Raw genomic sequence first — 18,176 nt, forward strand, 5'->3', positions numbered from 1 at the left:
GATATATGTTATTCAGAATTTTTTATTCAGACGCCTGATCCAGTTTCAGTACTGCGTTGAGCATAACAGAAGCCCCATCTGTACACTGCTCAACAGAAGTATGTTCCGGTTCACAATGGGACAGACCCTTATCAGAAGGTACAAAAATCATTGTGGTAGGAATCATATAGGAAATGTACTGCGCATCGTGACCAGCGCCGGAATTGATATCCATATGAGAAATGCCAAGTTCTTCCACTGCTTCTCTTACATAACCAACCAATTCTTTATTCCAGTAAACTGTATCGCGGTTCCAGCCCAGAACAACTTCACAGTCACACTGCTGCCATTTTTTCTTAGGCAGCTGAAACAGGATTTCACGAACCTGATCCAGAACTTCCGGATTTTCATGTCTTACGTCAATGGAAAAATCGAAATAATCAGGAATGACTGTATTTACACAAGGATGGATTACAACTTCGCCAGTTGTATATACCAGATCTTCATGCCCCAGTTTATCGATTTCTTCATGGAGCCAGCAAAGCGCTTCTGCTGCTGCGTGGAATGCATCGTGTCTCTTTTTCATAGGGAATGTGCCACAGTGTGCAGCAAAACCATAGAATTTTACTCTGTAGATCATCTGACCCAGTACGCAGGTAACAACACCGATATCTTTTCCTGCATCTTCCAGAATAGGTCCCTGTTCAATATGCAGTTCAAACAGCGCTTTATATTTATCGGGAGACATTCTGTTTTTGATGTCGCCTTTATATTTAAACTGGCTGAGTTTTTCACCAAAAGTCACATTGGGGTCCAGAATGGATCTGGAAGCCATCATTTTGTTGTATTCGAAGTTGTCTTTGAATCTTTCAGGCATATAATCATGTGCCAGAATACCGGAGCACATCATGCAAGGCGGGAATTCAGAACCTTCTTCGTTTGTAAAGATCATTGCTGTCAATGGATGTTTATGAGGAATGTTCTGTTCAACAACAGTTTCCAGAACTTCCATGGCACCCATTACCCCCAGAATACCATCGTAGTTACCACCGTTTTTTACGGAGTCGCAATGAGAACCCATTACGATTCTTTTTGCATTTGGATCGGAGCCCGGAATGGTTGCATAGATATTTGCCAAATCGTCTGTTTCAATTTCAGCACCGATGGCTTTCATTCTCTTTACAAATTCATCTCTTGCCATTTCTGCTTCTTTTGACAAGGAATATCTGGTGATTCCCCCATGACCAGCATCGCCAAACTGAGAAAAAGTTTTAATTTTATCCTCCATTCGATTTACATTACATTTGTACACTATAATCTCTCCTTTCTAAATGTAAACTTTTTAAGATGGTATCAAAGATCCCCTCTTCATGCCTATATAAAAAGCAATTCCCGTGCCAAAACCATTCACTTTTCAAAGTTTTTTTGTAGATATATTTACCAAAAGATTTACCAATTTCATATACAAAAGAAACAAAAAAGCTTGGTTTGTTCAAATAGAATCATTCCTATTATACAAATAAAATCCCATTTCTCAAAGACTCCCATGCCTTTTCAATGGGAATCTTGCAGTTTTGCATAAACCAATGCAATTTTGCAATTACCAGAAAATGGCTAAATTCAGCCAAAAAAAATGCATATTCACAAAGAACTTGCAAAAACGCAAATTACTATGCAAATATGCAATCAATTTCTGTTATGCTTCTCCTACGATATTGTACTTTTTACACTTTCTCGAGATTGTAGACTGGTCTGTCTGCAAAACTTCTGCGACTTTTGCACCGCTTTTATATTTTGCCATATACTGCTGCAACAATTTTCTTTCATAAGCAGCCACTTTTTCCTTCAAACTCCCCTCTCCGAAGATGAAATCTTCCGTTTCCGCAGCTTCTTCTGGCAATCCCTGCTCATTTACATTCATAGCCGCGAAGGCAATGGAAGCATCAGACAGCGTAATCTCATCTTCTCTGCTCATAATTACCATTCTTTCCACTACGTTGCGCAATTCCCGCACATTTCCGCGATAACTGCATCCTGCAAGGAATTTCAAAGCGTCATTGCTAAAAATCTTCTTGGCATGATATTTTTCATTATTCAAATCCAAGAAGTGATTCAAGAGCGGCACAATATCTTCTCGACGTTCATCCAGTCCAGGAATGACAATATCAATGACATTAAGTCGATAATAAAGATCTTCCCGAAATGTTTTCTGTTCGATCATTTCCTTTAAATTTGCATTGGTAGCAGCCAACAGACGGAAGTTTACTTCGATTCCTTTATTGGAACCAACATGACGTACTTTTTGTGTCTGAAGCACCCGAAGAAGCTTAGACTGCAGCGGCAATGGCAGTTCCCCAATCTCATCCAACAGCAATGTACCATCCTGAGCACTTTCAATCAGTCCCTTTTTCCCTTTGGGATTCCCCCCTGAAAATGCACCCGGTTCATAACCGAACAACTCACTTTCCAGCAGATGTTCTGGAATAGCAGCGCAATTGATTTTAATAAAAGGACCTTTGTTGCGTCTGCTATAGGAATGAATCAGGTTGGCAATGACCTCTTTGCCGGAACCGGATGGTCCTGTAATGAGTACAGAGGCGTCGCATTCTGCTACTCTTGTTGCCATTTCCACAACACGTTCCATCTTTTTGCTTCGATAAATGATTTCACCGGATTGATTGAGTTTTTGACGCAGCAGTTCATTGCTGGTAATGAGTCGTTCGTTATTCTTTTCTGCTTTTTCCAGCTTATCTCGCAATTTGATCAATTCTGATGCATCCAGCAAATAATTGAGCACATACAGGATTTCACCTTTATCATTCATCAACGGCACAGATTTGACCTGAAAATATTTATTCTTATGGGATGATACCTGATTGATAAATACCGTTTGTTTCTTTTCCAGCGCAATTTGTGTGGCTGATTCTGAAATCAAATTATCTTCTACAATTTCTTTCATGGTGCGCCCCAAGTATAACTGTGGGTCATGACCGGTGATTTTTCTGTGGATGTCATTTAAAAACAACACTCTTCCTTCCCCATCTGTAATATTAATACCCACAAGGGAACTTTGTAGTAAGTCTTCCAAAAGTAAACTTTGTAATTCTTTTGGTACAGAACGTAACCAACTGTTATCCATGAAATATCGCCGTCCTTTCTTTGAGAATTTCAAATATCTCAGATCATCGAAAACAGCAGAAACTGGCTTTCTGTTTTCAAAATAAGCTGTATTATAAAATTCAAAATAGATAAAAAAACATCCAGAATACCAATATGAATACAGTTTACCTGATACAGTAACTGGAGAGTCAACCTTTTTTGCAAAAATAATCTAATCCTAATCTTCTATTTTGGGAGGGTTTGTAGTAACAAATATCCATCTAAATAGAACGCAATTTTCTAATTTCAATAAAAATCTCTCTAAAAGCAGGATATATCTAAATATCAATACTTCTTTGAATCAAATCTCCATAAAAATACTCCTTGTCATAAAAAAAACAAGGAGTATCTAACAATCATAGGAATTATTCCAGCCAATTTCGCTGTTTTTACAATATGCAGTTCTTCAATGACATTCTCCGATGCGCCTTCCCCCATTTTCAGGCATCTTTTTCATCTTGCTGCGTATCTTCCTTTGGAAGAGGATGCCACACAGGAGGCTTTTCATGTCGGTGAATGATTTTCTTGATCTTCTGCAATATAGATTCTATGAAATGAAACCAAATGTTTCCAAAAATTACGATGACCAAAAGAAAAACAAAAATACCGCCAATTTCTTTTAACAATCTATGCGCCTCATTTCGTTGCGTACTGATTCATGAAAAATTCTGTAAAGGCTGCCAATTCTTTTTCTTGAGATACATATACATACAGTTTTTCATCTTCCAACCAATCATAAGCATTGATACCGATGTATGCCTTTTTATCAGGATAAATAATAAACGCATCGGTAGGATATTTATTCCGATATGCCTTCAGGATTTCAGAGTGACGGTAATATACAGGATCACCACAGCCAGAAAGGTCTGGAACTGTAGGAACCACAACAATGGTTTTCGTTTCTTCATTCCAGCCTACGATAAGATTGCCAATTTGGGTTTTGCTGCCATGGACAAAACCATAATTGAACCATGCAACGTCTTCCGTATACCCGAAGATCAGCTGATATGTATCTCCGTTTTCCACTACCTGATTGAAAAGCTGACGCATTTTCTTCGCATTGGCATTGCTTTTCTCCATGTCAATTTCAGGTCCTTTAAACAATTTTCCGAAAAATCCCATATTTGTTCCCTCCTAAACATTTAAAATAATATTTTTATCTGCCACAATAAAATGACATCATCGCAGCAGTTTACGAACTAAAATAAAAATAAATTTTAGAATTTGTATTTATTTTATGTATAAAGAAATCCGTCAGATTACTCGGACGGATATGCTTTTGTCAATATGGCACTATGCCTTCCATTTTTCCAAATGATCGATGACCGCATCAATCTGGAATTTTGTGGTTTCTTCTGCTGCTTCCGGTACAAAAAATGGTAATCTCTCAGGAACAGAACGGTGGATGAGGATGATGGTCAAACACAGATTGATAAACAAATCCACGCGCTTTTTGCTGGGTTCAATTCCGAAACATTCCAGTATTTTTCCAAAAAGAACTGCCTGCTTTTTCCGAAACATTCTATAGCTTTCTTCTGACAGCCGCTGAAATAACATTCGCTGTTCATCCATACTCATAATGGCGAAGCCGCTTTTTGCGCCCTTACAGCAGGAATATATAAACCGGCTCATGGCATCATGCCATTTCAAAGCTGGATCTGACATCAGCTGATTTACGTAAGCAATGATTTTGGGCTGCTGATAATAAAGGGCTTCAATGACCAAATCCTCTTTGGTAGGAAAGAAAGAATAAAAAAACGTGCGGGATATGCCGACCTTCTTATAAATTTGTTCCACTGTGGTATGCTGAATCCCCTGCTCTGCCATCAGTTCCAAAGCTGTTCGAATCAAATCATCTCGAATCTGCTGCCGTTCTTCTTCGGAATAAGCTACCTTTGGCATACACTCACTCCTTAATAAATACAAATCTTAAAATTTATCTTTATTTTAGCATATATCATTTCATATTACAATATATATCCTTTTTGTTTCTCTCATTTAGACAAAACTAATTTTTCAGTCCTCCTGATCAATGGACGCTTCTGCTGCCATCGACAAAAGTCTTTTAAACTCTGCCCGTTCCTTTTCTGTCATGCGCTGGGTCATCCGCTGAAAGGTAGCTTCAATCTCTTCCTTAATAAAAGGATATACCTCCCATGACTTTTCTGTTGGCTGAATGTCAAATGTCCGCTTATCTTTTGCATTGGTCGTACGAGTCAGAAATCCCAGCTCCACCAACTTTGTAACCGTTTTTGCAATAACACTTTTATCCAGAGCCAAGCGCTTTGTAATTTCATCTTGTGTCAGCTGTTTGAAATCACAAATGATTAAAATCACAACAGCCTGTGCTGCTGTCAGATTATGCTGCAAACAACAGTTATTGAGCCACATATGGGATTTTCGATATAAAATCGAAATGGATTTAAAGGGACTTTCAATGATATTTGGCATAATAAAACCTCCTTTTTACAGAAACATTATAATCTTAATTGGTGGCAATTGCAACTAGTTATTGACTTGTGAACCATTCTTTGCTATATTAAAACTAGTGGCAATTGCCACTAGTTTTGGTTAAAAAAGGAGTTGTATTCATATGGAAACCATTCAAAAAATCTGGAATAAAAAGTTTATATTGCTTTTTATTACCAACCTCTTGGTACTGGCAGCCTTTTATGCTTCCATCCCCATCATTCCGGTATATTGTCAGGAAATCGGCATCACCGGCTCTGGCATCGGGATTGTATTGACTGCCATGTCCGTTGCAACCATTCTGTTCCGTCCCATTGCGGGATATCTGCTGGATAACTTTAACCGTTATCGTGTTTATCTGTTGTTTCTGGCTTTGTTCTGTCTGGCATTTCCCAGCTTTATCGCATTCCCCATTTTTGGCGCTTTGATTGTCATCCGTCTGTATATGGGCGCTGTATATTCTGTCTGCGGTTCTGCCACAATGACACTTGCCAGCGATGTACTGCCTCCCACAAAAATTACGGAAGGCATCAGCAGATTTGCATTCACCATTTCCATTGGGATGGCAGTAGGTCCTTATGTGGGCATTCAGGTACAAAACCATCTGGACAGCAAGGCTTCTTTCCTGACAGTCTTTGCCATTTCCGTCATTGCTTTGATTTGCGTGTCCTGCTGCAGAATCAAATATCCCAAAGTAAAACGGAAAAAATTCTCCATCAAAGATTCCATCTATAATCCCGCACTGCCCTTTATGTTCAACATGACTTTCCTCATGATTCCTTACGGGGCAGTCATCGCATACTCTTCCATTTTGGCGCAGGAAAAAAAATCTCATGTCTTTTCTTCCTTACTTCTATATTTGCCTTGTGATCGGTATGCTGTTGTCTAAAATTTCTACACAGAAAATGATTGATGCCGGCAAACATCGTGTGCTTGTTTACATCAGTCTGATCATTCTGGTAATCACCATGACCAGTTACATCTTCCTGACAACAGGTGCACATCTGCTGATTACAGGGTTCTTCTTCGGTATCGGTTATGGCATTTTGCAGCCACTTTTCCAATCTTTCGTTACTGGTACAACACCTGCGCCAAAACGAGGCGTTGCCAATGCTACCTACTTACTCTCCTACGACATCGGCATTGGCATCGGCTCCCTGTTGATGGGATGCTTACAGGAAAGCATCGGTTTGCAGAAAGGCTTTGCGTTGACAGCCATCGCTTATGTGGTTGGCGGGATTATCTATATTGTTTATTCCGACCGGTATTATCGGAAACTTAGAAAAGCAGCTTCTGCAGAAGCACCTGAAAAAGAAGTCCATACATTGGCACCTTATATGAAAAAAGAAGTATATGCTTTGCAGGAAGACGCAACTGTCTATGATGCCATTGCCTTCTTCTCCGAAAAAAATATCAGCGGTGCTCCCATTCTTTCCAAAGAAGGTACTGCCATTGGTTTTATCAGTGATGGCGACATCATGTGATATATGAAAGAAGGAAAACTGGCTCCCATGGCAACAGACAGTTCCACACTCTTTATGGAATATCTTTGGGACCCTGATGCTGAATTCCGTGAAAAAATCAACACCATCATGCATCTGAATATATTGGAAATCGGTACCAAAAAAGCCATTACCATTGATGCAGACGCATCCATCCAAGAAGTCTGCAAACTATTGGGCGAATCAGGTGTGAAAAAAGTACCTGTTGTATCTGACAATAAAGTAGTGGGTATTCTTCTTCGCTCAGCTATCATCAACTATCTGGAAAAACAATATCTGGAGCAAGCAAAAACTACACACCAAGCTGGATAATACATCACCTATCATAGTTTTGTAATTTAAAGGGGAAAATTGAAAAGTTTTCTCCCTTTCCTTTTGCAAACAAAAAAGCAGCTTCCACTTGAGAAAATAGTGCTTTTCCTTAATTTCTTAAAAGAAACTGCGATGGTCCCGTTAGAAGAACGCATTCCTTGTATCATTCAGATAAATAGAAGAAAGCTGGAAACCCTTTGATTCAAGGATTCCAGCTTTCTTTTTACATTATTTTCTGAATCGATATATTTTTAAAAGAATCTCTTATGCTTCATAGATAAAATTGTCAATCAATCTTGTTTTGCCGATATAAACTGCCATGGCAACCAATACAGTTCCTTTGATTTCTGCAACAGGCTGAATGGAAATGGCATCTACCGCCTGCACGTAATCGATTTTTGCCAGAGGTTCTTCTTCGATGAGCTGTTTCATTTTTTCAACGATAACGTCCGCATTTCTTTCGCCCTTCTGAATCAGTTCCTGTCCCAAACCTACCGCTTTGCTCAGCACAAGGGCAGCTTTTCTTTCTTCGGGATTCAGATAAGTATTTCTGGAGCTTTTTGCCAGTCCATCTGCTTCTCTGACGATAGGGCAGCCTACGATTTCAATGTCAAAATTCAGATCTCTTACCATACGTTTGATGATAGCAAGCTGCTGTGCGTCCTTCTGACCGAAATATGCTCTGTCGGGCGCAACAATATGGAACAGTTTGCTTACCACTGTGCAGACCCCTCTGAAATGAATGGGTCTTGTTTTACCGCACAGTTCATCAGAAAGAGATTCCATTGTTACATAAGTATGGAAGTCATCAAAATACATTTCTTCCGGTTCAGGATTGAAAATCAACGCAGCGCCTACATCTTCGCAGAGAGCCGCATCCCTCTGAATATCTCTGGGGTATGTGGCAAGGTCTTCACCGGGACCAAACTGTGTAGGATTGACAAACACACTGACAACCACTTTATCGTTTTCCTTGCATGCTCTGTCAATGAGGCTTTTATGTCCTTCATGCAGATAGCCCATGGTGGGTACCAGACCAACAGACAACCCCTGTTTTCTCCAGTTCTTTACTTCGTTTCTTACTTCAGAAATGGTTTTTACAATATTCATTTTTCTTCTCCTTAATATAACTTTTTGATGACGTCTTCAGAAATGGCAAAGGTGTGTTCGGGAGCCGGGAAAGAACCTTCCTGCACATCTGCAATATAATCCCGGAACGCCTGTGTCATCATTTCTCCAACATTTGCGTATTTCTTTACGAATTTTGGTGTAAAGTCAGAGAACAGTCCCAGCATATCCTGATATACCAAAATCTGACCATCGCATCCTGCGCCTGCACCAATGCCAATAGTAGGAATGGAGATGGATTTAGAAATCAGTTCAGCCAATTTTGCAGGAACACATTCCAATACCACTGCAAAAGCACCTGCTTCTTCTACGGCTTTGGCATCTTCCAGCAGTTTTTTCGCTGCTTCTTCACTCTTGCCCTGTACTTTGAAACCACCAAAAGCGTTGATGGACTGAGGTGTCAGACCAATATGCGCCATAACGGGGATGGAAGCGTTTGTAATGGCTCTGATCTGCGGGCATACACTTGCGCCGCCTTCCAGTTTCACCGCCTGACATCTGCCTTCTTTCATGAGTCTGCCTGCATTGTAAACAGCTTCTTCAACGGATACCTGATAGGACATAAAAGGCATATCTCCTACAACCAATGTGTTTTTTGCACCGCGGCACACAGCGGCTGTATGATGGATCATATCTTCCATAGTTACAGGAAGCGTATCTTCATAACCCAACATAACCATTCCCAAGGAATCCCCAACCAGAATACCGTTGATACCTGCTTCGTCCATCAGCTTTGCTGTGGAATAGTCATAAGCAGTAAGCATGGAAATTTTTTCGCCTTTTGCCTTCTGTTCTCTAAATGTGGATACTGTGTTTTTCATCATCGATAACCTCCGCAACGTTTACATAGTCCCTTTCGGGATGTTTTTCTCCTGCTATCGCCAATAACTGCTCTGACAAAAGAAGATAGATTTTCATTAAATCTGCTCCTGCTTTTGCATCAGAAATGTTTTGAATAGATTGGATGTGCTTTTCTATGGTAGAAACATCTGCCCGTTCCACTGGTCCAGTCAGTGCGTCCACAGGACCTTTTTCCGCAACAGCCTGTGCATTGCCCAAAAACAATGGAATCAAAGCCTTTTGCGCATCCTTCTCTTCAAAACCGCAGTTTTCCAAAATATGTACGCCCAAAGAATAGAGTCCTGTTACCAAATTGCTGACAACAACAGCACCACAATGGTACAGAGATTTATTTTCACTGTCCATCACAATGACTTTACAGCCAGCATCCCGGAGCAAATCTTTCATTTCCTGTAGATGGTCAGCCGATCCTTCCAGTGTAAAATAAGCCTGTCCCAATTCTTTGTATGTATCATATTTACTGCTTACGGCGTATAGCGGATGTACGGAATATACGGATGCACCAAGTTTTTCACCATCAAAAAAAGCGGCTGATGAAATCGAGCCGCTGCAATGACAAATATTTTTATTTTTTATATCCAGATTTTTTATGCAATCCCAAACCATACAAATTTGCCCATCCGGCACTGTCACAAAAAGGGTGTCACTATCCCGCACAATGTCCACAATAGTGACATAGACTTTTGTTTCTGTAAAATCTGCTGCTGATTTGGCTGATTCTGGTGTTTTGCTGTAATAACCCACTACATCTACGCCGTGGGACTTCAAATATTTTCCCAGGGAAAAACCTACCTTCCCTGCACCAATAAAACCAACTTTCATGCCCTTCACTCCTCTCCGGGTAGTGATGGCATAAAAAATCTGTCATTTCCGGTATCGCTTGTCTTCAATACGATCCTGAATCATTATAAAAAATAAAATAATCGCGGTACAGCTTCTTTCCGAATACCATCCGCCAACAATATAACACATCTGCATACATTTGTCTATCAAAAAATTGGTAAATTTCACTTTTCATTTCTGGTTGAAATCTTACAATACCTTGTAATTTCGGCATTTTTATACCATATGCCTACAATCTTAAAATACATATTGCATATATTTTTTGATAAAAACATATCAAACATATCTCCCTACGCTTTTCTAAATTGACTTATGACAAAGTAGAAATTATAATATATATTACAGTTGTAAGATTAAAAAGTGGTGATATTTATGAAAAAACTTCCCCAAATTTCGGAAGCAGAATATGAAGTAATGAAAGTTATCTGGAAATATGCCCCCATTAACACCAATGAGATTACAGATAAATTATTACAGTGTACCGATTGGAGCCCCAAAACCATCCATACACTTATCAAACGCCTTGCGGGAAAAGGCGCCATCACTTACGAAAAACAAAGTCGGGTATTTGTGTATACACCCCTTATCCAAGAACAGGATTATCTCAAACAGGAAAGCGATTCTTTTTTAAACCGTTATTTTAACGGCAATATTTCAGCTATGGTTTCTGCATATTTGGAGGATGATGAATTATCGAAGTCCGACATTGAAGAACTGCGCACCCTTCTTTCCAGAAAAGGAGGCGAATGATATGTTTCTTTTCATGATTCGTTTTCTGATCTGCAATATCTATCTCTGCGGAGTCATCGGCATATTATTTTTACTGAAGCACATATGCAGAAAAACATTGCCGCCTCGCAGGCAATATCATATTTGGCTTTTATTTTTATGTCTGCTGGCTGTACCCTTTCTTCCCTTTTCGCTGAAAGGCATTTGGGAATGGGTACCAACGATGGGAAACAGTTTTCTCTTTTCCAAAACAACGGCTGTTCCCACTTCAAATATTGGAGAAACCAAAGATTTTGCTCTTAACTTCGCAAATGACTTTACTGTTTCAGTCAATCAAGATTCCGATTCTTTTTTAGGATGGTTCTTAGCAAGCATTTGGCTTTGCGGGATGATCATTACAGCCATCAAGTTATGCCGTTCCTACCTGCATCTACGAACACTAGAAACATCTGCTCTGCCTGTGCAGAATGACAATGTACGCCAATTATTTGTTTCCTGCTTGCAAGAATGCGGTATTACAAAAGAAATTCCTATTTTTAGCACTGCATTTCTGCGCACTCCCATACTGGTTGGAGTTTGGAAACCACGAATCTATATCCCTATTTCCATAATGAACGATTCTAGTGAGGAGGATTTACGACTCATAATGATGCATGAATTGGCACACGAGAAACATAAAGATAATCTGGTAAATCACTTCATCAATCTAGCTGGTATTGTGTATTGGTTTCATCCATTCGTTGGTTTCGCTTTCAAAGAAATGCGCAGCATACAGGAAATTGCATGTGATGAAGCTGTATTGGAAATGCTGGATATGCCCCAGCACTTGGAATACGGAAACACTCTGCTGCGTTTTGCAGAAAGAAACGCACTGGAAACCTTTCCAGCAGCCGCAAGTCTTATAAACAGCAAAAAACAAATGAAAAGGCGTATCCTGCATATTGTTCAATATGAAATGCCAACAAAAAAGAAACAGCGGAAAAGTATATGTATTCTCGTAAGTGCTGCGCTGTTTTTATGGGGTATCTCTCCGGCATTCTCTATTTATGGTGCAGAACAAGACCAGTATGACTGGAATACAACCTCCCAAAATATCACTTCTGTTGACCTTTCAACCTATTTTGGAGATGATGAAGGCTCTTTTGTGCTGTATGATTTGGAAGAAGATGCATGGCAGATTTACAATATGGAACAGGCGGAAAAGCGCATCTCCCCTGATTCCACCTACAAAATTTATGATGCATTATTCGCGCTGGAAGAAGGCATCATAACGCCTGACCATTCTTTCATGGCATGGGATGGGCAAGCGAATCCGTTTTCCGCTTGGAATGCCGACCAAACATTATCCTCTGCCATGGCAGCGTCTGTAAACTGGTATTTTCAGACCTTAGATGCCCAGCTTGGCAGTGATTGTCTTGCTGCATATTTCCAGAAAATCGGATATGGCAATGGCGATGTCACAGGAGATATTTCTTCCTACTGGATGGAATCTTCCCTGAAGATTTCTCCCATCGAACAAGTGGAACTGCTGACGAAACTATATCAAAATGAATTTGATTTTGCACCTGAAAATATCGAAGCCGTAAAAGAAGCCATCCAACTTTCTGCTTCTTCTGACACTGCATTATACGGAAAAACAGGGACAGGAAGAGTCAACGGCGAAGATATAAATGGCTGGTTTGTGGGTTCTGTAGAAGATGGTCAACACACATACATCTTTGCCTGCAACATTCAGTCTGATGCAAATGCTACAGGCAGTCGCGCATCTGGAATCGCACTTTCCATCCTATCCGATCAGCATATTTTGCCATAAAATAAAAGATTAATATAAGAAAGCTGGAATTCTTTACTAATTTAGGAATTCCAGCTTTCTTTGTTTTTTATATAATAGCCCCGAGTGATCTCTCAATTATTCTGTCATCAATTCAGACAATATTATAGAAGCATTTTCTTTCTTCCATTGTTCTGCTGCATATCTGCATGGCGTGGTATTTCCGTATTTTGCGACATATTCCATGCAGATAGACGCCTGCTCCGTTTCTTTCAATGCTTCATAACACATGGCTAACATATATTGTCTTTGCACTTCTTGATAATTTGTTTTCTTTTGGATGTTCTGGAGGAGTTCCACTGCGTCAGCATACTTCCCTTCCAAAAACAATTTTTTCCCTAAGAAAATTCCATTTTTACGGAATAGTTTTTCACCCTTTTGATACAGTCCTGCAAATTCTTCCTCGCTTCTATTTTCAAAAGAGGATGCCAGCTGCACACTCAATGTTGTATTTCGGTAAAGGTTTGTCGTTTTCTTGCCCTGCCAATGATTTTGCAGATAAGCCATTGCCTTAGGGAAACGATGCTCTGCCATCAGCGCCAATACATACCGCTGCTGCACCAGTGTAAAAACTGATTTCTGGAAATCTTTTGGTTTAATTTCTGTTCCGTAAGATACAGCATATTCCATGAGTTCCAGATATTTTTTTGTATCACACTCTTCCAAGAGAATCTTATCGAATTTCTCAAAATCATGAATGATTTGATATAGAATACTGCCCATGCCCACAATAATTCCAATAATGCCGCAAAGAATCAGCAAATATCCATGGGTATTAATCCATCCATTTGCCATGGTTTCCATAAACAGAATTTGTGTTTTATGAGGAAAGGGACTGCCTAAAAACATGCTGACAACGCCCATCATGGCAAAATAAGCAATTACGCATATGATAACTGCTTTTAATTTCCCTCGTTTGTATTTTTCATAAAGTTTTTCAATCTGTTCTTTCATAAGTTATTCGCCTGCCTTTTTATCATTTCAGTTTTATTCCGCTCCATAAACTTTCACCCATTCTGCCAGCGTCAGCCGCGGCTTATACCAGCTTTCTTCTACGTTATCTTCTGACGGTATCACATGATTGGAAACGTATTGCACACCGCCATTTTCCAGCGGGCGCACCACCACTTCATGAGAAAAGACTTTGGATAAACCCTCATAGGGAAATACCACATTGACAAGCAACGTAATGGTTCCATCCGCATTTTCCGTGTAATCAACCACTTCTGGGTATGGATGCTCTGGATATTCTGCCTCATAAAACCCTCGTGGACGATATTCATACGTTTTTGTATCCACACGATACAATGTTTTCTGCTGTAATGTTTGGCTGTCGATATTCAGATATGTCATAATGGTATGTTCAAATTCCTCCTTTGGAATTTGATATACTGTACCCATACCTAAGTTATCACTTGGTCCATATGGCACTTCTTTTCCGTAAATCTGGCGGTAAAAAATATCAAACAGATCATAAAAATCAAGGGCAGAAAAATCGTCCTCACTCCAGTCCATCAGAAACATATTGTTTTTTACATAACTAATGGGCATCATATAAGTTTCATTCAATGCGCGGTATTTCTCATCCAAAGGAAGGACGCGCAGAGCAACCCTTTCCTGCATATCACTCAGTGTGAAAAGATAATATGCCTCTGAATACCAGCTTCCGGAAAACATGATATAACCCTCCGCTGTGTATTTCCAATCTGAAGCGGTGTAAATGGCTGAATCTTCCAGTTGCATATTGCCATCTTCAAATTGATAGATATTTCTTGCCACGGTAACAGTTCCATCTTCACAATGAAAATCATATATAGTCCACTTTAAAGTGTCTGAAATCACCGTAAGCATAAAATCATCCTGATGCTTTTCTTCCACTGCCTGACAAAAATCAATTGCCTGATCTGCACAAACCATATTGATCTGATTTTTGCTGTCTACAGCAGCATATCCCTGCTCTTCCAGTCTTTGCATAACCTGTTTTACCTTCTCTAATTTCGTTTCAGAAGGATTGCTAGCCTGTTCTTTCATTGCTTCTAAAGAAATGGCAATAATTTGAGAGGATTTTTCTTCATCAAAAGATGTTTGCGTATCAACATTCGATTTTATGGGCAGTTCTGTTTCTACCTTTGCACAGGAACATCCCAAAGTTGCAGCAAGCACACATAAAACAAGTAACCTTTTTCTATACATTCATTCCACCTCATTTTATTACAAATGTAATATTTCAAACCAAAAAAATAGTTTTCTAAATATTACATCAGTAATATTTCATAGTCAAGACCTTTTTCTTACGCATTCCTTAAAATTACGCCAATACAAAAAAACGGCTAAAACCAAGAGGCTTTAACCGTTTTTGCTGTAATTGATTGTTATTTAGCGGCGCAGAGGTTCTGTTTCCCAGCTAATGATGGAACCGCTGTATCCGTCAATGGTAAATTCATATTCTGTATCTGCGTCATAGATTTTACCTTCATATTCCAGACGTCCATCATCATAATCTGCTTCCCATTCTCGAATGTCATCCACTGTAGCACCGGAAACCTGCGCTACTGCAATTTCTTTAGCTTTTGCTTCTGTAATGGCACTGCTGTTTCCTGTAGATAATTTTTGAGGTGCATAATCTTCTGCGTCATAGTCATAAGAAAGGATTTCTCCTGTTTGAGGATCGATTTCGTAGTCATATTCCTTGAAATCAGAAGTATAGAATTCGATATCGTATTTTTCTCTGCCGTCATCACGTTCCAGTTTGCCCTTGATGAAAGTTACTCCATCGGCAGTCAATCCAGCATGATTCAGTGCAATTTCCTTAGCTTCTTCCAGTGTCACCTGTCCGTCAGAAGCAGCATTTGTGGTATTTGCTGTGGTAGCTTCATTTGCTGCTGTATCGTCCACTGCCTTTGTCTGGTTCTCAATGATCTTACCACTGATGGCATCGATATCATAATCATATTCCTGTCCGCCTACAGTAAAATCAATTTCATAATAGGAAAGTCCATTTTTTTCTTCCAATTCCGCTGTGGTAAACACGGCGTCACTTTCGGTAATATCTGCCGCTGCCAACGCAATGGCTTTTGCTGCATCAACGCCCAGATATTCTGCCTGTTTTGTCTGCTGTACACAGCCTGTCATCATCCACGCTGCCGCTGCCATTACTGTCAATCTACCTAAATATTTCATATAAACGCCTCCCTTTTTGCTTCGGTTATGTTTGTTTTCTTTGTTGTACTTATCATAACCTGCAAACATGAAAGAAACATGAAATTTGGAAAGAATTTTTAATTTTTTTTATTTCTGTGACGCTGGCAAATGAAGTGTAAATGTACTGCCTTTTCCCGGTGTACTTTCCAGTTCCATATATCCATGATGCAGTTCCGCAATCTTCTGCACCATAGAAAGCCCCAGTCCTGCACCACGTTTGCCAGTACGAGAAGCATCCACTTGGTAAAAACGCTTCCAGATTTTTTCCTGCTCTTCTTTGGCGATACCGATACCATCATCCTGCACATGGAACAAAACCTCATTGCCCTTTTGTTCCAGCTTTATCCAGATTTGTCCATCGGGCTTTCCATATTTGATGGCATTCTCCACCAGATTCTGAATCAGCCGTCCCATCAAAGACATATCCAGCTGCAATATAATGGTATCATCCAATGCAAAATGGAATCTTGTAAGGTCATATCCATTTTCTTCACAAGTCTTATGAATCAAATCGGCAAATTTCACCGGAGCAAATTTCACAGACTCCGTTCCCTGATCCAATCGGGTAATGCTGAGGAGTTCAGAAATCAAATCCGACATTTTTACTGCCTGCCGATAAATCATATCAATGGTTTCTGCTCGTTCTTCCGGCGTTTCTTCATATTTTTTCGCATACTCACAGGCGCTTTTGATAACAGAAGTAGGTGTTCTCAATTCATGGGAAGCATCGGCAGTAAACTGCTGTTCCGCTTCAAAAGATTTTTCCAGCCTTTCAAACATTTTATCAAAAGTCGTTGCCAATCTGGTAAATTCATTATTTCCTTCCGGGATTTCCATTCGTGCAGACAAGTCAGATGCTTCGCTAATGGTATCTGCTTTTTGTATCATCTGTTCCAGCGGCCGGAAAGCACGCTTTGCAATCAAATAACCGCCAATGGTAGCCAGCAGAATAAAGATAGGCATGGCTGCAGCGGAACTCATAACCAGATTTCGTATCATTAGAGTATCTTCAGATACTTCCATGACCCCTCTTACCCACACACCATCATCCCAGCCAAATGGGCACCAAAGATCAAAAACATAGAACCGATTCTCTCCATTGGAAACCATGCGCGTCAAGCCATTTTCAAAGGGTTCTGAAACAGTGAAAGACGCGGGTATCTGTCCTGCCAGCAAAGATGCTTTCTGGCTATAGATTACAGTGTATACACCATTTTGATAAAACTGGAATTCATTACCCAACTGCAATTTTCCATCTGCTACATCCACTTCATCTAAATTGCTGCGCACCACCTGAGATACATTGTTCATGGCTGTCTGGGTTGTAACCGCATTGCTGACAAACCAAAGAAAACCAATCATCAGCACGCTCATAATGGTCATAAGGATGAAATACCAGATGGTGATTTTCAGCTTAATGGAAACACGTTTCATGATTTTCCCCCTTGTTCGTCTTCGCGCAGTACCCAGCCAACGCCGCGGATGGTATGGATAAGTTTTGTGTCATATCCATCATCAATTTTCTTCCGTAATTTACTCATATACACATCCACATTATTGGAATTGCCCGAATACTCATAATTCCAAATACGATCTTCAATCTGTTCTCTGGATACAACATTCCCCTTGTTCCGCAAAAGATATTTCAGAATAGAAAATTCCTTTGGCAGCAGAGTGATTTCTTTCCCATCTCTTGTGACAACATGGCTTTTCACATCCATCGTCAAATTCCCCGCTGTAAAACTATTGTTTCTATTCCCAACATGTTTTCGTGTCATTGCTCGAATTCTTGCCAAAAGCTCATCAAAATCAAAGGGCTTAATTAAATAATCGTCTGCCCCTAAGTCCAATCCTTTCACTCTGTCCGCAATACTGTCTTTTGCAGTCAAAAACAATACAGGAATGTCTTTTCCTTTATCACGCAGTTCCTGTATCAGCGTATAGCCGTCCTTTTTGGGCATCATCACATCCAGTACCACAGCATCATATTCCGCACCCATGAGGTGGAGCCAAGCTTCTTCTCCATCAAAACAGCCGTCTACGCTATATCCTTCTCGTTTCAGTGTCTTTACCAACAAACGGTTCATATCCATTTCGTCTTCTACAACCAATATCCGCATTCAATCCTCTCCTCACAATCTGTACTGATTCCATTATGGTCC

General features: G+C 39.9%; 19 protein-coding genes. 5 read left to right on the plus strand and 14 right to left on the minus strand.

Annotated features, from left to right (window positions below; all coding sequences use genetic code 11):
• Positions 1–22: 22 nt before the first annotated feature.
• From BUB35_RS04210 to BUB35_RS04235, 6 genes are all read right to left on the minus strand, one after another.
• Positions 23–1,291, minus strand: a complete 1,269-nt coding sequence (locus BUB35_RS04210) for a Zn-dependent hydrolase (protein ID WP_072849498.1) — start codon at positions 1,289–1,291, stop codon at positions 23–25.
• 384 nt (positions 1,292–1,675) lie between these two features.
• Entirely contained in the window at positions 1,676–3,118 is a 1,443-nt protein-coding gene (locus BUB35_RS04215) for a sigma-54 interaction domain-containing protein (protein WP_072849502.1), read from the minus strand.
• A 460-nt stretch (positions 3,119–3,578) separates the two neighbouring features.
• A complete protein-coding gene (locus tag BUB35_RS04220) occupies positions 3,579–3,764 on the minus strand; it encodes a hypothetical protein (protein WP_072849506.1) in 186 nt (61 codons plus the stop codon).
• Between the two features lie 10 nt (positions 3,765–3,774).
• A complete protein-coding gene (locus BUB35_RS04225) occupies positions 3,775–4,260 on the minus strand; it encodes a hypothetical protein (protein WP_072849510.1) in 486 nt (161 codons plus the stop codon).
• 171 nt (positions 4,261–4,431) lie between these two features.
• Complete coding sequence (locus BUB35_RS04230) at positions 4,432–5,040, minus strand: TetR/AcrR family transcriptional regulator (RefSeq protein ID WP_072849513.1); 609 nt, start codon at positions 5,038–5,040, stop codon at positions 4,432–4,434.
• Between the two features lie 114 nt (positions 5,041–5,154).
• Positions 5,155–5,589, minus strand: a complete 435-nt coding sequence (locus BUB35_RS04235) for a MarR family winged helix-turn-helix transcriptional regulator (protein ID WP_072849518.1) — start codon at positions 5,587–5,589, stop codon at positions 5,155–5,157.
• Between the two features lie 142 nt (positions 5,590–5,731).
• Here BUB35_RS04235 and BUB35_RS04240 point away from each other — a divergent pair, with 142 nt between their 5' ends.
• The 3 genes from BUB35_RS04240 to BUB35_RS04250 are packed head-to-tail and all read left to right on the plus strand — an operon-like array spanning position 5,732 to position 7,421.
• Positions 5,732–6,496 (plus strand): MFS transporter, encoded by a 765-nt coding sequence (locus BUB35_RS04240; protein ID WP_242949195.1) that lies wholly within the window; start codon positions 5,732–5,734, stop codon positions 6,494–6,496.
• Positions 6,441–7,091, plus strand: coding sequence for an MFS transporter (locus tag BUB35_RS19470; protein ID WP_242949196.1), 651 nt, complete (start codon positions 6,441–6,443; stop codon positions 7,089–7,091). The genes BUB35_RS04240 and BUB35_RS19470 overlap by 56 nt, the downstream gene beginning before the upstream one ends.
• Before the next feature lie 3 nt (positions 7,092–7,094).
• Complete coding sequence (locus tag BUB35_RS04250; protein ID WP_072849521.1) at positions 7,095–7,421, plus strand: CBS domain-containing protein; 327 nt, start codon at positions 7,095–7,097, stop codon at positions 7,419–7,421.
• A gap of 264 nt (positions 7,422–7,685) precedes the next feature.
• Here BUB35_RS04250 and panC read toward each other — a convergent pair whose 3' ends face one another.
• Genes panC through BUB35_RS04265 form a run of 3 tightly spaced genes read right to left on the minus strand, consistent with a single transcriptional unit; the run spans position 7,686 to position 10,241 of the window.
• A complete protein-coding gene (gene panC, locus BUB35_RS04255; RefSeq protein ID WP_072849526.1) occupies positions 7,686–8,531 on the minus strand; it encodes a pantoate--beta-alanine ligase in 846 nt (281 codons plus the stop codon).
• A gap of 11 nt (positions 8,532–8,542) precedes the next feature.
• A complete protein-coding gene (gene panB, locus BUB35_RS04260; RefSeq protein ID WP_072849616.1) occupies positions 8,543–9,370 on the minus strand; it encodes a 3-methyl-2-oxobutanoate hydroxymethyltransferase in 828 nt (275 codons plus the stop codon).
• A complete protein-coding gene (locus BUB35_RS04265) occupies positions 9,345–10,241 on the minus strand; it encodes a Rossmann-like and DUF2520 domain-containing protein (RefSeq protein ID WP_276326381.1) in 897 nt (298 codons plus the stop codon). The genes panB and BUB35_RS04265 overlap by 26 nt, the downstream gene beginning before the upstream one ends.
• Positions 10,242–10,625: 384 nt before the next feature.
• Between BUB35_RS04265 and BUB35_RS04270 the strand changes: the two genes are divergently transcribed.
• Both BUB35_RS04270 and BUB35_RS04275 read left to right on the plus strand, forming a co-directional pair.
• A complete protein-coding gene (locus tag BUB35_RS04270) occupies positions 10,626–11,003 on the plus strand; it encodes a BlaI/MecI/CopY family transcriptional regulator (RefSeq protein WP_072849530.1) in 378 nt (125 codons plus the stop codon).
• A 13-nt stretch (positions 11,004–11,016) separates the two neighbouring features.
• Entirely contained in the window at positions 11,017–12,795 is a 1,779-nt protein-coding gene (locus BUB35_RS04275) for a BlaR1 family beta-lactam sensor/signal transducer (RefSeq protein WP_330391082.1), read from the plus strand.
• 96 nt (positions 12,796–12,891) lie between these two features.
• Here BUB35_RS04275 and BUB35_RS04280 read toward each other — a convergent pair whose 3' ends face one another.
• The 5 genes from BUB35_RS04280 to BUB35_RS04300 form a co-directional block, all read right to left on the minus strand.
• Positions 12,892–13,767, minus strand: coding sequence for a tetratricopeptide repeat protein (locus BUB35_RS04280; RefSeq protein ID WP_072849538.1), 876 nt, complete (start codon positions 13,765–13,767; stop codon positions 12,892–12,894).
• 33 nt (positions 13,768–13,800) lie between these two features.
• A complete protein-coding gene (locus BUB35_RS04285; RefSeq protein ID WP_072849544.1) occupies positions 13,801–15,006 on the minus strand; it encodes a DUF6070 family protein in 1,206 nt (401 codons plus the stop codon).
• Between the two features lie 183 nt (positions 15,007–15,189).
• Positions 15,190–15,993 carry a PepSY domain-containing protein gene (locus tag BUB35_RS04290; RefSeq protein ID WP_072849548.1) on the minus strand — a complete coding sequence of 268 codons (804 nt, stop codon included), beginning with the start codon at positions 15,991–15,993 and terminating at the stop codon, positions 15,190–15,192.
• 108 nt (positions 15,994–16,101) lie between these two features.
• On the minus strand, positions 16,102–17,448 hold the full coding sequence (locus BUB35_RS04295; protein ID WP_072849552.1) for a HAMP domain-containing sensor histidine kinase: 1,347 nt from the start codon (positions 17,446–17,448) through the stop codon (positions 16,102–16,104).
• Complete coding sequence (locus BUB35_RS04300) at positions 17,445–18,134, minus strand: response regulator transcription factor (RefSeq protein ID WP_072849554.1); 690 nt, start codon at positions 18,132–18,134, stop codon at positions 17,445–17,447. The genes BUB35_RS04295 and BUB35_RS04300 overlap by 4 nt, the downstream gene beginning before the upstream one ends.
• Between the last annotated feature and the right edge of the window lie 42 nt (positions 18,135–18,176).

It is taken from the genome of Anaerotignum lactatifermentans DSM 14214 (assembly GCF_900142265.1).
GTDB lineage: Bacteria > Bacillota > Clostridia > Lachnospirales > Anaerotignaceae > Anaerotignum > Anaerotignum lactatifermentans.

What these genes read in the sequence shown, in the direction of transcription:
- BUB35_RS04215 (WP_072849502.1), bottom strand. Translation starts at nt 3,118, where the DNA reads ATGGATAACAGTTGGTTACGTTCTGTACCAAAAGAATTACAAAGTTTA.
- BUB35_RS04225 (WP_072849510.1), bottom strand. Translation starts at nt 4,260, where the DNA reads ATGGGATTTTTCGGAAAATTGTTTAAAGGACCTGAAATTGACATGGAG.
- BUB35_RS04230 (WP_072849513.1), bottom strand. Translation starts at nt 5,040, where the DNA reads ATGCCAAAGGTAGCTTATTCCGAAGAAGAACGGCAGCAGATTCGAGAT.
- BUB35_RS04235 (WP_072849518.1), bottom strand. Translation starts at nt 5,589, where the DNA reads ATGCCAAATATCATTGAAAGTCCCTTTAAATCCATTTCGATTTTATAT.
- BUB35_RS04240 (WP_242949195.1), top strand. Translation starts at nt 5,732, where the DNA reads ATGGAAACCATTCAAAAAATCTGGAATAAAAAGTTTATATTGCTTTTT.
- BUB35_RS19470 (WP_242949196.1), top strand. Translation starts at nt 6,441, where the DNA reads ATGTCTTTTCTTCCTTACTTCTATATTTGCCTTGTGATCGGTATGCTG.
- BUB35_RS04250 (WP_072849521.1), top strand. Translation starts at nt 7,095, where the DNA reads ATGAAAGAAGGAAAACTGGCTCCCATGGCAACAGACAGTTCCACACTC.
- panC (WP_072849526.1), bottom strand. Translation starts at nt 8,531, where the DNA reads ATGAATATTGTAAAAACCATTTCTGAAGTAAGAAACGAAGTAAAGAAC.
- panB (WP_072849616.1), bottom strand. Translation starts at nt 9,370, where the DNA reads ATGAAAAACACAGTATCCACATTTAGAGAACAGAAGGCAAAAGGCGAA.
- BUB35_RS04270 (WP_072849530.1), top strand. Translation starts at nt 10,626, where the DNA reads ATGAAAAAACTTCCCCAAATTTCGGAAGCAGAATATGAAGTAATGAAA.
- BUB35_RS04275 (WP_330391082.1), top strand. Translation starts at nt 11,017, where the DNA reads ATGATTCGTTTTCTGATCTGCAATATCTATCTCTGCGGAGTCATCGGC.
- BUB35_RS04280 (WP_072849538.1), bottom strand. Translation starts at nt 13,767, where the DNA reads ATGAAAGAACAGATTGAAAAACTTTATGAAAAATACAAACGAGGGAAA.
- BUB35_RS04285 (WP_072849544.1), bottom strand. Translation starts at nt 15,006, where the DNA reads ATGTATAGAAAAAGGTTACTTGTTTTATGTGTGCTTGCTGCAACTTTG.
- BUB35_RS04290 (WP_072849548.1), bottom strand. Translation starts at nt 15,993, where the DNA reads ATGAAATATTTAGGTAGATTGACAGTAATGGCAGCGGCAGCGTGGATG.
- BUB35_RS04295 (WP_072849552.1), bottom strand. Translation starts at nt 17,448, where the DNA reads ATGAAACGTGTTTCCATTAAGCTGAAAATCACCATCTGGTATTTCATC.
- BUB35_RS04300 (WP_072849554.1), bottom strand. Translation starts at nt 18,134, where the DNA reads ATGCGGATATTGGTTGTAGAAGACGAAATGGATATGAACCGTTTGTTG.